We start from the raw sequence: 12,936 nt of genomic DNA, 5'->3' as shown, positions 1-12,936 counted from the left end.
CGCCTCCAATTCCCACCTCCGAACTCCCATCCCCAAGCTCCCAACTCCCATCCCCACCTCCCGCTCGTCGCCCCCTTCCCATCCCTCGCGCCGCACGCCATCCTCCACGCCTGCCCCAAACGAACGCTCGCATGGAAACCACCACTTACGCCCGACGCCTCACGCTCATGGACGCGGCCCTCATCGTCGTCGGCGGCATCATCGGCGGCGGCATCTTCCTCAATCCCGGCATCGCCGCGCAGCGCACCGACTCCGGCCTGGTCCTGCTCGCCCTGTGGGTGGGCGGCGGCCTCCTGACGCTGATCGGCTGTCTTTGCTACGCCGAACTCGGCGCGCGGCGGCCGGAAGCGGGCGGCAGCTACGTGTACCTGCGCGAGGCGTTCGGCAAGCTCGCCGGCTTCCTTTTCGGCTGGACGATGCTGCTGGTGATCTACAGCGGCAGCGCGGCCGCGGTGGCGACGATCTTCGGCAGCTACGCGACCAACGTCTTCGGCCTGTCGCCCACGCTGGTCAAGCCGCTCGCGGTCGGCGCACTGGTGTTCGTCACCGGCCTGAACCTGTTCGGCATCCGCTTCGGCGCCCAGGTGCAGAACGTCTTCGCGATCCTGAAGCTGACGGCGATCGCGGTGCTCGTGGTCACGGGCCTCGCCTTCGCCGGGGCCGGCACCACCCAGGCGATGACGCCATCGCCGGAGCACGTGGCGGGAAGCCTCGCCGGCGCGCTCCTTCCGGTGCTCTTCGCGTTCTCGGGCTTCAGCTACCTCAACAATCTCGCCGGCGAGGTACGCGACCCGCAGCGCACGCTGCCGCGCGCCCTGATCCTCGGCATGCTGGTGGTGATCGCCGCGTACGTCCTGACCAATTACGCGTACCTCGCCGTGCTCGGTCACGACGGCCTCGCCACGAGCCAGGCGCCGGCCGCCGACGTGATGAGCCGCGTGTTCGGCGGGGCGGGCGCGAAGCTCATCGCCATCGGCATCGCGATTTCGACGCTCGGCTTCTGCAACATCACGCTCGTCGCCGGCGCGCGCGTGCTCCAGGTGATGGGCGACGACGGCCTGTTCTTCGCCAGCGTCGCGAAGCTGCATCCGCGCTACCGCACTCCGAACATCGCGCTGATGGCGCTCTCCGTCTGGGCCATCGTCCTCGTGCTGGTCGCCAACTACGGCCAGCTTCTCGATTTCGCGACCTTCGGCGACTGGGCCGCCTACGCGGTCACCATCGCCACGCTATTCTGGTATCGCCGCCACTCGGCCGGGCGCCCCGCGTTCGTCACTCCCGCCTACCCGCTGCTGCCGCTGACCTTCCTCGCCGTGGTGATCGCGGTGGTGGTCGCCTATGCCTGGGACAAGCCCGCGAGCGCGGCCGTCGTGTGCGCCGTGGTCCTCGCGGGACTCCCTGTCTACGCGGTGTGGCGACACCTGTTCAGTAAAGTCGCTCGCTGATCCCGGGCACGGATGCCACAATGGCCCGGTTCAGCTGAGGAAAGCAGATGGCACAGCAAGGCCCGACGTCGCCCGTACCCGCCCCGACCCGCCAGGACGCCAGTCAGCCGGCGCCCAACGCGGTACGTGAAGGTATCGACCTGATCGTCAACGGCAAACGCTACCGGCACACCGGCGCGAAGGACATGCCGCTGCTGTGGTACCTGCGCGACGTCCTGCGCCTGACCGGCGCGAAATACGGTTGCGACCAGGGCGACTGCGGCTTCTGCACCGTCATCGTCGACGGCAAGGCGGTCGCCGCCTGCCAGACCAAGATGGAAAAACTGCCCGGCAAGCGCGTCACCACCGTCGAGGGCCTCGCCGCCGCCGACGGCACCCTGCACCCGGTGCAGCAGGCGTGGATCGACGAGGACGCCATCCTGTGTGGCTTCTGCCAGCCCGGCCAGATCATGGCCGCCGTCGACCTGCTCTCGCGCCAGAAGAACCCCTCGGACGCCGACATCGACCGGATCGGAAACCTGTGCCGCTGCGGCAGCTATGGCCGCATCCGCAAGGCGATCAAGCGCGCCGCCTCCGCCATGAAGGAACCGAAGGCATGAGCGGCGAGGTCCGTCTCTCGCGCCGCCGTTTCCTCAAGTACGCCGCCGGCACCGCCGGCGCGCTCGTCATCGGCGTCGGCACGGTCGGGGCCGTGGATCGGCCGCCGCCGCTCGGACTGCTCGGCGACGCGTGGTCCCAGGTGGGCCCCTACCTGCGCATCGCCGCGGACGGGCGCATCTACATCGGCGTGCGCGATCCCGACAACGGCGAGGGCACCGCCACTTCGCTGGCCCGCATCATCGCCGAGGAACTCGACGCCGACTGGTCGCAAGTGATCGTCGAACCGCTCGGCCTGGGCATCACGCCGGGCAATGGCCAGCCGAATTTCACCTACGGCCGCCAGCGCAGCGGCGACGCCACCAGCATCCCGGCCGCCTGGGCCGACCTGCGCCAGGCCGGCGCCCTCGGCCGCTGGCTGCTCCTGCAGGCCGCCGCGCGCCGGCTCGGCCTGCCGGCCGACCAGCTGCGCGGCGAGAACGGCTTCGCCATCACCGCCGACGGCCGCCGCCTTTCCTACGCCGACCTCGCGTCGACGGCCGCGACCATCGACGCGCCGTCCACGCCACCGCCGCTGAAGTCGTCCGATCGTTACCGCCTCGTCGGCCAGCCGGCCGGCGACGTCGACGCGCGTGCCGCCGTCACGGGCACGCTGCGCTACGCGTTCGACGAGACGATCGGCGACCCGGTGATCGCCGTGCTCGCGCGCTGCCCGTACCCCGGCGGCACGCTCGACGGCGCCGATCGCGAGGCCGCGAAGAAGATCCCGGGCGTCTACGACGTCATCGACATCACGCCGGAAGCAGGACAACCGGCCGGACTCGCGGCGCAGGCCCCCGCCCTCGCGGTGCTGGCCCGCGACACCTGGTCCGCGCTGTCCGGACGCGCCGCGCTGAAGGCGACCTGGAAAGCCGGCGACGAGCCGGAACCCGCGACGTCCGCGCTCGAGCAGAAGGCACTCGAGGCGTTCGCCGACGAAGCGGTCGTGCCGAGCACCGTGCGCAACGACGGCGATGTCCTCGCCGCGCGCAAGAAAGCGGCCCGCGCGCTGGAAGCCACGTACTTCCAGCCGTGGATCGCGCATGCGACGGCGGAGACGCCCAACTGCGTGGTGCGCCTCGACCCCGACACCAGCGTGACCGTGATCGCCGCGACGCAGTCGCCGCGCCAGGTCTACGCGGTAGTGCAGCGCATGACCGGGTTCCGCCCGGAACAGATCGACATCCAGGTGCCGCGCGGCGGCGGCGGTTTCGGGCGCAGGCTCGAAGCCGATTACGTCGCGGAGGCCATGGCGATCGCGCTGGCGAAGAAGCCCGACGAGATCCGCAACCGCCCGGTGAAAGTGCTCTGGACACGCGACGACGACCTGGCGCGCGACTTCTACCGCCCGATGGCCGTGCATCGCCTCAACGCGTCGCTCGATCGCAAGAAGGCCATCGTGGGCTGGCACCAGCGCATGGCGAGCCCGTCGGCGCTCGCGGGGCGCGGCACGCCGGAAAACCGCCTGTGGCAGTCGGAGCTCGTCGCCGACGCCCTGCCCGCGGGCCTCGTGCCGAACTTCCGCAGCGACTGGTATCCGTTGCCGTCGAAGCTCCAGCGCGGCGAGTGGCGCGGTTCGCCACACGTCACGCCGACGTTCGCCAGCGAGAGCTTCATCGACGAACTCGCGCACGCGGTGAAGGCCAACCCGCTCGACTTCCGCCTCGCGCTGCTCGGCGATCCACGCCAGCTACCCTACGGCGGCCGCGGCGGCCCGATCGATACGGCACGCATGGCCAACGTGCTGCGTCTCGCGGCAGACAAACTCGACTGGAGCCGCTGGCTGCGCAGCGAGAACGGCCTGGGCATCGCCTGCGCCTACGTGTTCGGCGCCTACGTGGCGCATGCCGTCGAGGTCGCGCCGACCAACGACGGCATCGACATCCGCCGGGTCGTGTGCGTGGCCGACGTGGGCCGCGCGATCAATCCGCTGGGTCTCGAAGCCCAGCTGCAGGGCGCCACCATGGATGCGCTGTCCACCGCCCTCAACCTCGCCATCACGGTGAAGGACGGTAAGGTGCAGCAGACCGGATTCCGCGACTATCCCATCGCCCCGACGGCGCCCCTGCCGTACGAGGTCGAGACGGTGATCGTGTCGTCCGCCGCGGATCCGTCCGGTGCGAGCGTCGTCGGTGTACCCTCGGCGGCTCCCGCGCTCGCCAACGCCGTGTTCCGCGCCACCGCGGTCCGCGTCCGCCGGCTTCCCCTGCTGCGCGAGCTGGCGCGACTGCGCTAGTTCGTCCCATCCATCCGAGGTATCGCATGACCATCGCATCGTTCACCTCGGAGAAGCCCGCGCCGCGGACCGACGCCGACCTCATCGGCAGCAACAAGCGCTTCTACGACGCGCTGTGGTCGGACGCGAAGCTGTTCTCGCCGGAGCGCTTCAACACCTGGCCGCTGGTGGCGGAGATCGCCGCGCAAACGTCGCGCCGGCTGGAGGTCGCGCCCGGCCTGCGTCCCCGCCTGCCCCTCCCCGGCACGCAGTTCGTCGATCTGAGCCTGCCCGCGCTCGCCGAACTCGGCCGGCACGGCGCGCGCGTCGCCAACGCGATGATCGGCGCCCTGCCGTTTCGCGACGCGTCGTTCGACTTCGTGTGCGCGTTCGACATCCTCGAGCACGTCGTGGACGACGAAGGCGCGCTGGGCGAACTTTCCCGTGTCGCCGAACCGGATGCGCGGCTGCTGCTATCCGTGCCGCTGGACCCGAACGCCTGGACCGCCTTCGACGAATTCGTCGGGCACTACCGCCGGTACGAGCCGGAGGCGATCCGCGACCTGCTGGCCCGCCACGGGTTCGTCATCGAGCGCAGCGCCGTGTACGGCATGCAGCCGAAATCCTCCCGGCTGCTCGACCTCGGCCAGTATTTCCTCACGCACCAGCGGGCGCGCGCGATGTGGTGGTACAACCGGGTGTTCATGCCGCTCGGGGTCCGTTTCCAGAAGCCGTTGACCTTCACACCCGGCTTCGCACCGGGCCCCGGGGTCGACGAGGTACTGCTGGTCTGCCGCAAGACCGGAGCCTAAATCGAGCAAAAACAGAGGCTTTACACATGGCGCGGCGCAACTGGTTATGATGCGCCACCTTTCCCGTCCCCGGAAGCACGCGGCATGCTCTATCTGATGCACGAATGGCAACGCTCCATGCTCAGCCCGCTGTCGTACTGGGCCGAGGCCGGGGCGAAGATGTTCGGCGATATCGCCAGCCCTTTCGCCCGCGTCCCGGGTGCCGACCGAGCCGCCGCCGGCTACGAACTCATGTACCGGCTCGGCAAGGCGTACGAGAAGCCCGCCTTCGACATCCACAGCGTCCATGCGCACGGGCATGACGTCGCGATCGTCGAGCAGGTCTCCATGGCCAAGCCGTTCTGCACGCTGAAGCGCTTCAAGCGCTTCTCCGACGACCAGGCCACCGTCGACCGGATGAAGAACGACCCGGCCGTGCTGGTGGTGGCGCCGCTCTCCGGACACCACTCCACCCTGCTGCGCGACACCGTCCGCACGCTGCTGCGCGACCACAAGGTGTACATCACCGACTGGGTCGACGCGCGCATGATTCCGCTGGACGAAGGCTCGTTCTCGCTCGCCGACTACGTGTCGTACATCGAGGAATTCATCCGCCACGTGGGCGCGCATCGCGCGCACGTGGTGTCGGTCTGCCAGCCGACCGTGCCGGTGCTCGCCGCCGTGTCGCTGATGGCGGCGCGCGGCGAGACCACGCCCGCCACGCTCACGCTGATGGGCGGCCCGATCGACACGCGCAAGAGCCCCACCAGCGTGGACAACCTCGCGACCACGCGCCCGCTGTCGTGGTTCCGCAACCAGCTGATCCACAAGGTGCCGTACCAGTATCCCGGCGCCGGCCGCGACGTGTATCCGGGCTTCCTGCAGCATGCGGGCTTCCTGGCGATGAATCCCAGCCGCCACGTGATGTCGCATTGGGATTTCTACGAGAACCTGCGCAAGGGCGACCTCGACGACGCCGAAGCGCATCGCAAGTTCTACGACGAGTACAACGCGGTGCTCGACATGCCCGCCGAGTACTACCTCGACACGATCGAAACCGTGTTCCAGGAACACCGCCTGCCCAAGGGCACGTGGGAAGTCCACGGCGAGCTGGTGCAGCCGGCGAAGATCAAGGACACCGCGCTCCTCACCATCGAAGGCGAGCTCGACGACATCTCGGGTCCGGGCCAGACCGAAGCGGCGCACGGCCTGTGCAAGGGCATCGCGAAGAAGCGTCGCAAGCACATCACGGTCGAAGGCGCCGGGCATTACGGCATCTTCAGCGGCCGCCGCTGGCGCGACATCGTCTACCCGGACGTGCGCGACTTCATCAAGGCGTACGACCGCGGCAACAGCAACACCGGCGCGCAGGGCACGCGCAAGGCCTGAGCGCTCCTACAGCAGGAGCCAGCCGACGAGCCCCATCACCGCGAAGAACGGCAGCGACCACAGGTGGAAGCTGCCATACGCCTTGCGCTCGCCGAGCAGCCGCAGGGCGATGAGGTTCGCGAGCGATCCCAGCAGAAGGCCGAAGCCGCCCACGTTCACGCCGAACGCGATCACGCGCCAGTCGTGCGAATACTCCGCGAGCAGGATCGCCGCGGGCACGTTGCTCACGGCCTGCGACGCCAGCGCACCGGTGGCGTAGAGGTGCGTCGCCTGGTCCAGCCCCAGGCCGGCGACGAACGAGCGCACGGCGTCGAGGCCCGCGAGCAGGCGCAGGTCGATGAACATGAGGACGAAGGTCAGCAGCAGGCCCCAGTCGATGCTGGCGACGACGCGCCGACGCAGCACGAGGAAGACGGCCAGCACGCCGGCCAGTCCCCATCCCACGTGGCGCAGGTCCGCGAGCAGGATGAAGGGTATGTAGAGCACGGCGGCCGCCAGGAGCATCGTGCGATCGACGCCGTCGTCGCCGCGTTCGTGCACTTCGAGCGGCGACGACGGAAACGCCGCCGCGGTCAGCGCCAGCAGCAACGCCAGCGCGATCCCGGACAGCGGGAGCATCGTCCAGACGAACGCGCCGAACCCGTTGTTCCACTGCTGCCAGAGGAACAGGTTCTGCGGATTGCCGATCGGCGTGAGCATCGAGCCGGCGTTCACCGCGAGCGCCTCGAAGACGACGAGCCGCGTCGCGGGCATGCGCGCGATGCGGCACATGCTCAAGGTCAGCGGCACCATCACGAACAGCGCGACATCGTTCGTGAGCAGCATCGACAGCAGCGCCGTCGCGGCGACGAGGCCGAGCGCCGCGACGCGTCGCGTCGACGTGCGATCGATCAGCCAGCGGCCCGCGATGTCCAGCGCACCGCTGCTTTCCACACCCTTGGTCAGCACGAGCAGGCCGGTCAGGGCGCCGATGGTCGGCCAGTCCACGAGGCCGGGCCACTCGCGCAGCCGGCCCGGCAACGCCATCGCGAAGACGATCGCGAGGCCGAGCAGCACAAGGAACAGAAGGTCGCGGCGCAGGTGACGCAGCGAATCGGGCAACCACGTCATCGAACGGATCCTGCCGGGGGATGGCGGATCATAGTGTCACGAGGATGCAGATTTCGTCGAACGACGCGGCTCGTTACCGCTCCTTCGGAATGTCGACGCGGCCCGTCACGCCCTTCTGGTCGATGTCGCCGCTGCCCAGGCTGCGCACCGTGAAGTTGCCGCGCACGCCGTCGACGTCCACGTCGCCGGAGCCGACCGTGCCGACCTCGACGTTGCCCGTGACGTCGGCGAGCTTCGCCTCGCCCGACCCGACCGAACCGATGCGTACGTCGCCGTTGACGCGACGGGCGGCGAAATCGCCCGAGCCGATGGTATCGATCTGGACCGGGCCGGAACCCTCCAGCGTCATGTCGCCCGACCCGACCTTGCCGCGGAAGGAACCGGTGGTATCGCGCGCCTCGAAGTCGCCCGATCCGACGCTGGCTTCCGCCAGCTGCACACCGCGGGCTTTCGCGTCGCCCGACCCCACGCGCACGTAGACGGGCATGTTCGCCGGCACGCTCGCCTCCACGCGGAGATTCGCGTAGTGGTCGCCGAAGCCGGACCAGCCGTTGTGCTTGTTCGTCAGTTCGACGATCAGCGCATCGCCCTCCTTGCTCTGCGTCACGACCAGATCGCCGAGCGCCTCCTGGTCGGACGCGCAGGCTTTGCCACGTACAGTCCCCTTGCCGGACGCCGCGCCACCGGTCACGTGCAGATCGTTGCTGTTGACGGCGAAGCGGACCGAGCGGACGTCGCGCAGGTCCAGGTCGAGGTTGCGGTCGGCGGAAAACTTGCACGGCGGCTCGTCGGCCATGGCGACGGCGGGCAGCAGCAGGAGCGAAGCGAGAAGCAGAGAACGCATTGGGTGATCCCCTATCGTGGAAGGCGGTGTGCCGGTGATGGATGCCGCTACGCGCGAAAAGGTTGCAACCGCACGTCCTCACGAACCTGAGCGGATGGCAACGGCGTCGTCAACCGCGTCCGGGCCGGCACGTTTTTCCCCGTGCAAGTCCAACCGGGAGACACCCTATGCAACGCAAGACCCTTCTCGCCAGTGCCGCTTCCCTCCTCCTCGCCGGCTCGGCCGCCTTCGCGTATGCGCAGGATGCCGCCCCGCAGGCCCCCGCCGCACCGACGGCGCGCTCCAGCCAGCCGGCACCGCCGCAGCAGGGCCCGAAGTGGGGCCACGGCGACCGCGACCACGGTCGTGGCGACCACGGCGGCTGGGCCCGCCACGGCCGCGACGGCGAACGCGGCGGCGTGATCGGCGATCTCCGCGCCCTGGAGCGCCTGTACGTGACCAGCGGCCGCAGCAAGGAACTGCCGGCGCTCTACAACGAGGTGCTGGCCAAGTCGCAGAACCCGAAGGTCCGCGACTACGCTTATCGCCACCTGGCCCGCGCGCAGATGCAGCCGCAGAACGTCGACGCGGCGATCGCGACGATGCGCAAGAGCCTGGACGAGAGCCTCGCCCAGGACCAGAAGCGTCACCAGGAGATGGAAGCCTTCAGGCAGCGGATGCAGCAGCGCGCTTCGGCGGGCGGCACGTCCAGCAAGTAAGGCGTGACAGGAACGGGGCCTTCGGGCCCCGTTCTTTCATCCAGCCGACGGACCGGCGGGAGTCGATCGCATCTGCGAAGTCACGCACCCTCGCGCTTCACCCGCGCCCACAGCGCCTCCTGCGCTTCGAGCGAATACGATGACAGTTCGCGTCCTTCGGACGCCGCGATCGCCTCCATCGCGCGGAAGCGACGTTCGAACTTCGCATTGGCGCCGCGCAGCGCGCGCGATACGTCCACCTTCGCATGCCGCGCGAGATTCGCCGCCACGAAAAGGACGTCGCCGATCTCGTCCGCGAGGCGTTCCTCGTCGGCGCCGTGATCGAACTCGTGCCGCACTTCCTCGATCTCTTCGGCGATCTTGTCGAGCACCGGCCGGTGGTCCGGCCAGTCGAATCCGACGTTGGCCGCGCGCTTTTGCAGCTTCACCGCGCGCTGCCATTCCGGCAGGCCACGCGAGATACCGGCCAGGGCGCTGGTATCTTCGCCGCCCTTCGCGGCGCGCTCCTCGGCTTTCAGGCGATCCCAGTCGCGTGAACGCGCCGCGTCGCTCTCGTGCGTGACGTCGCCGAACACGTGCGGATGACGCCGCTCCATCTTGTCGCAGATCGCGGCCACGACGTCTCCGAACGCGAAATCGCCGGCCTCTTCCGCCATGCGCGCGTGGAACACCACCTGCAGCAGCAGGTCGCCGAGCTCGTCGCGCAGGTCGTGCATGTCGCCGCGATCGATGGCGTCGGCGACTTCGTACGCTTCCTCGATCGTATAGGGCGCGATGGTGGCGAAGGACTGGCGAACGTCCCACGAGCATCCGTTCACCGGATCGCGCAGACGGGCCATGATCGCGATCAGTTCCTCGACGTGGCGCGTCACGCGTCGTCCTCGGGATCGATGAGGCGCGCGGCCCAGTCCACCGTCGTGTCGCCGCAGGCGATGAATTCCGGATTGATGAGCGAATCGCGCGTGTTGTAACGGAACGGACGCCCCGCGAGATCCAGCACCGCGCCGCCGGCTTCTTCGAGCACGCACTGCGCCGCCGCGGTGTCCCATTCGGACGTCGCGCCGAGGCGCAGGTAGATGTCGGCCTCGCCGCGGGCGATCACGCAGAATTTCAGCGACGAGCCCAGCGCGAAGGTTTCATGCTCGCCGAGACGGTCGAGCAGCGCCATCGTGCGACCCGTGCCGTAGGAACGGCTGCCCGTCACCATCAGCAGACCGTCGGCACGTCGCGTGGCGAGGCGCTCGCGTGGACCTTCGGGCATGCGCTGGCGCCAGGCGCCCGCGCCACGCGTGGCGGCGTACAGATCGCCGGTGACGGGCGCGAGCACCACGCCGAGCACGCTGCGGTGATCCTCGATGAGCGCGATGTTCACGGTGAACTCGCCGTTGCGCTTGACGAACTCGCGCGTGCCGTCGAGCGGATCCACCAGCCAGTGCCGACGCCACGTGCGCCGCTCGGACCACGGCGCCGCGAGGGCTTCCTCGGAAATCACGGGAATGCCCGGCGCCAGTGCGTGCAGACCTTCCTCGATGACCCGCTGGGCGGCGAGATCGGCGGCGGTGACCGGCGAATCGTCCTCCTTGCAGATCACCTCGAACTCCTGCGCGTAGACGGCGAGGATCGCGTCGGCCGCACGGCGCGCGATCGCGCAGACGGGATCGAGCCACTGGTCGAGCGGCACGCTCACGCGGGGCGGTAGCGGCCGGCGAGATACTCGCGAGCCATGAACAGCGCCGCGATGGAGCGGCCTTCCGTGACGTCGTCGCGGGCGATCAGTTCGTGCAGGTTGTCGATGCGCCAAGGCACCACTTCGAGCTCTTCCGGCTCGTCGCCCTGCAGCCGCTCCGGATAGAGATCCTCCGCCAGCACGACGTGCGCGAGATGGGTCATGTAGGAAGGCGACATCGACAGCGTGCCGAGGATCTTCAGCTTGCGCGCGCCGTAGCCGACTTCTTCCTTCAGCTCGCGATCCGCGCCCTGCTCGGCCGTCTCGTCGCGGTCGAGGCGGCCTTTCGGCACACCCAGCTCGTAGCGATCGACGCCCACGCCGTATTCGCGCACCAGCAGCACCGTTTCCGGGTCGCGCATCGCGACGATCAGCACCGCGCCGAACCCGCTGCCCTTCAGCCGCTGGTACGTGCGGCGCTCGCCGTTCGAGAACTCCAGGTCGACCTCTTCGGCCTTGCGGAGGGCACTGTCGGGCGCGTCGCGCGTCGCGAGGATCGTCGGTCGTTTGTTCATCGGTCGATTGTAGCGCCGGTCAGCCTCGCGAGCGCTTCCGCGTGGATGGCCGGGGTTCCGGCGAGCACGCTGCGCGATTCGAGGGTCAGTGCCCCGCCGTGGATGTCGGTGAAGACGCCGCCCGCCTCGCGCACGATGACCGCGAGCGCCGCCACGTCGAGGATGCTCACGTCGGATTCCACCACGAGGTCGAGGCCGCCGCGCGCCAGCAGGTGGTAGTGGCAGAAATCGCCGTAACCACGAATGCGGTTGCTGTCGCGGATCATGGCGCCGAGCGCGTTCCAGCGCGCGTCGCCGGTCAGCGTTTTCACGTTGCCGGTGGAGATCGACGCGTCGCGCATCGCCGCCGTGGAGGCGACCTGGACGCGTTCGCCGTCGAAGTAGGCGCCGCGCCCCCGCACGGCCCACATGCGTTCGCCGTAGACCGGCGCCGACGACACGCCGAGCACGAGCTCGCCGCGATGCATCAGCGCGATCTGCGTGGAGAAGAACGGCGTCCTGCGCACGAAGCTCTTGGTGCCGTCGAGCGGATCGACCAGCCACAGGTACTCGCGCGAGGTATCGTCCGCGCCGTACTCCTCGCCGTAGATGCCCGCCTCGGGCAGAGCGGCGGAGAGGATGCCGCGGATCGCGAGTTCGGCTTCGCGGTCCGCGACGGTCACGGGCGTGTCGTCGCCCTTGACGATCACGTCCACGCCGGCGCGCCAGTAATGCAGGATGATCTCCGCGGCCGCACCGGCCGCGTCGCGCGCGGCGCCCAGCGCCTTGTCGAGAATGTCGGTCATGGCTCGATCCGGGGCGCGAGGCCCGCCTTGCGTTGCAGGTTGACGGAACCGTCCCGGGCCACGGGGCCGAAACGGGCGATCAGACGCGTCAGCGCGCTGTCGGACACGCGGGGGACGAGCTTTCCTTCCATCCGCCAGCCGAGGGGCGACGCGGCGAGCACCGCGTCCACGGCCAGCGAGCCGGAGCCATCGTCGCCCACGGTGGCGCGCATGACGCCCGAGGCGACGTTCGCCTTCAGGGCGATGCCACCCAGCGTCACGTCCCCTTCGGGCGTGCGCACGGACGCCTTGCGCCACGCGACGTCCGCGTCCAGCGCGACCGGCCAGTTGCCCTGCAGCTCGGCTCGGGGAACGCGCCCTTCGACCACGCCCGCGGGCACCGTGCCGGCCGGCATCATGGCGGCGGCCACCGCCGCCGCGTCGAGGCGGAAATCGACGGCGGACCACGTCACGGCATCCGGTCCGGTGCGGTCGAGGTGACCGTCGAACCGGCCGGCGCGGCCGTCCAGGTGAAGATCGAGGTGGATGCGGCCCAGGATCGCGTCACGCCCGAGACGCCAGGTCGCGGCACCGAGTTCCCGCCCGTCGGCCGTGGCGACGCGACCCGCGCGGCCGTCCCAGAGCGTGCCGGAGAGGTCGCCCAGCACCAGGCCCGGCGCCTTGCGCGCCAGCAGCGGTACCGCGATCCCGGCCGGCAGGAACCAGTAGAAGACACCCGCGGCGGCCACGAGGAGCACGACGATCGCGGCGAACCAACGAAACCCTCTCAAACCATCACCTCA

Annotated in this window: 13 protein-coding genes; 6 read left to right on the top strand and 7 right to left on the bottom strand. The window is 69.5% G+C overall.

Annotation, left to right across the window (positions count from 1 at the left end; genetic code table 11):
• The first annotated feature begins 131 nt into the window (after positions 1 to 131).
• From BMW54_RS13870 to phaZ, 5 genes are all read left to right on the top strand, one after another.
• Positions 132 to 1,445: an APC family permease gene (locus BMW54_RS13870; RefSeq protein ID WP_090056981.1), complete on the top strand. Its 1,314-nt coding sequence runs from the start codon at positions 132 to 134 to the stop codon at positions 1,443 to 1,445.
• A gap of 47 nt (positions 1,446 to 1,492) precedes the next feature.
• Entirely contained in the window at positions 1,493 to 2,044 is a 552-nt protein-coding gene (locus BMW54_RS13865; protein ID WP_090056979.1) for a (2Fe-2S)-binding protein, read from the top strand.
• Positions 2,041 to 4,317: a xanthine dehydrogenase family protein molybdopterin-binding subunit gene (locus BMW54_RS13860; RefSeq protein WP_090056976.1), complete on the top strand. Its 2,277-nt coding sequence runs from the start codon at positions 2,041 to 2,043 to the stop codon at positions 4,315 to 4,317. The genes BMW54_RS13865 and BMW54_RS13860 overlap by 4 nt, the downstream gene beginning before the upstream one ends.
• 26 nt (positions 4,318 to 4,343) lie before the next feature.
• Positions 4,344 to 5,108, top strand: a complete 765-nt coding sequence (locus BMW54_RS13855) for a class I SAM-dependent methyltransferase (protein ID WP_090056973.1) — start codon at positions 4,344 to 4,346, stop codon at positions 5,106 to 5,108.
• 84 nt (positions 5,109 to 5,192) lie between these two features.
• On the top strand, positions 5,193 to 6,476 hold the full coding sequence (gene phaZ, locus BMW54_RS13850) for a polyhydroxyalkanoate depolymerase (protein WP_090056972.1): 1,284 nt from the start codon (positions 5,193 to 5,195) through the stop codon (positions 6,474 to 6,476).
• 6 nt (positions 6,477 to 6,482) lie between these two features.
• Here the strand turns inward: phaZ and BMW54_RS13845 are convergent, their stop codons facing one another.
• Positions 6,483 to 7,586, bottom strand: a complete 1,104-nt coding sequence (locus tag BMW54_RS13845) for an SLC13 family permease (RefSeq protein ID WP_090056969.1) — start codon at positions 7,584 to 7,586, stop codon at positions 6,483 to 6,485.
• Positions 7,587 to 7,659: 73 nt separating this feature from the next.
• Positions 7,660 to 8,430, bottom strand: a complete 771-nt coding sequence (locus BMW54_RS13840) for a DUF4097 family beta strand repeat-containing protein (protein ID WP_090056968.1) — start codon at positions 8,428 to 8,430, stop codon at positions 7,660 to 7,662.
• 167 nt (positions 8,431 to 8,597) lie between these two features.
• On the opposite strand from BMW54_RS13840, the gene BMW54_RS13835 reads away from it, so the two are divergent.
• Positions 8,598 to 9,128 carry a hypothetical protein gene (locus BMW54_RS13835; protein WP_090056965.1) on the top strand — a complete coding sequence of 177 codons (531 nt, stop codon included), beginning with the start codon at positions 8,598 to 8,600 and terminating at the stop codon, positions 9,126 to 9,128.
• A gap of 80 nt (positions 9,129 to 9,208) precedes the next feature.
• Here BMW54_RS13835 and mazG read toward each other — a convergent pair whose 3' ends face one another.
• Genes mazG through gspN form a run of 5 tightly spaced genes read right to left on the bottom strand, consistent with a single transcriptional unit; the run spans position 9,209 to position 12,924 of the window.
• Complete coding sequence (gene mazG / locus BMW54_RS13830) at positions 9,209 to 10,000, bottom strand: nucleoside triphosphate pyrophosphohydrolase (protein ID WP_256374594.1); 792 nt, start codon at positions 9,998 to 10,000, stop codon at positions 9,209 to 9,211.
• Positions 9,997 to 10,815 carry a 3'(2'),5'-bisphosphate nucleotidase CysQ gene (gene cysQ / locus BMW54_RS13825; RefSeq protein WP_254779352.1) on the bottom strand — a complete coding sequence of 273 codons (819 nt, stop codon included), beginning with the start codon at positions 10,813 to 10,815 and terminating at the stop codon, positions 9,997 to 9,999. The genes mazG and cysQ overlap by 4 nt, the downstream gene beginning before the upstream one ends.
• Positions 10,812 to 11,369, bottom strand: a complete 558-nt coding sequence (gene nudE / locus BMW54_RS13820; RefSeq protein WP_090056962.1) for an ADP compounds hydrolase NudE — start codon at positions 11,367 to 11,369, stop codon at positions 10,812 to 10,814. Before nudE ends, cysQ begins: the two co-directional genes overlap by 4 nt.
• Positions 11,366 to 12,154: an inositol monophosphatase family protein gene (locus BMW54_RS13815; protein WP_090056961.1), complete on the bottom strand. Its 789-nt coding sequence runs from the start codon at positions 12,152 to 12,154 to the stop codon at positions 11,366 to 11,368. The genes nudE and BMW54_RS13815 overlap by 4 nt, the downstream gene beginning before the upstream one ends.
• Positions 12,151 to 12,924: a type II secretion system protein N gene (gene gspN, locus BMW54_RS13810; protein WP_090056958.1), complete on the bottom strand. Its 774-nt coding sequence runs from the start codon at positions 12,922 to 12,924 to the stop codon at positions 12,151 to 12,153. Before gspN ends, BMW54_RS13815 begins: the two co-directional genes overlap by 4 nt.
• Between the last annotated feature and the right edge of the window lie 12 nt (positions 12,925 to 12,936).

Origin of the sequence: Luteibacter sp. 329MFSha (genome assembly GCF_900111665.1) — a bacterium.
Classification (GTDB): domain Bacteria; phylum Pseudomonadota; class Gammaproteobacteria; order Xanthomonadales; family Rhodanobacteraceae; genus Luteibacter.
The sequence above is the reverse complement of the archived record's forward strand: the minus strand, read 5'-3'. Positions and strand labels throughout refer to the sequence as shown.